The sequence below is a fragment of the Aeromonas crassostreae genome (assembly GCF_054052445.1).
In genome coordinates this window covers 1-241 of record NZ_JBSTYM010000084.1, presented here as the reverse complement: position 1 = coordinate 241, position 241 = coordinate 1, and the positions used below count along the sequence as shown (strand labels likewise).

Sequence of the window (241 nt, the reverse complement as noted above, 5' to 3'; positions counted from 1 at the left end):
CGCGTTTCACTTCTGAGTTCGGCATGGGATCAGGTGGTTCCACGGCGCTATGGCCGCCAGGCAAAAAACTTCATCCGGAAAGCTGACGTGAGTAACGACTTAGCTAGTTTGCTTCATCACTATCACTGAATTTGAGTAGTTCGTTCACTTGCTACAAGGCCCAGAACACTTCTTGGGTGTTGTATGGTTAAGCCTCACGGGTAATTAGTATGGGTTAGCTCAACACGTCGCCGCGCTTACA

At 49.4% G+C, this 241-nt stretch carries 1 rRNA gene; it reads right to left on the bottom strand.

From position 1 onward, the window contains the following. Positions 1-61, bottom strand: a 5S ribosomal RNA gene (gene rrf / locus ACW5W4_RS18990); the annotation flags it as partial. Between the last annotated feature and the right edge of the window lie 180 nt (positions 62-241).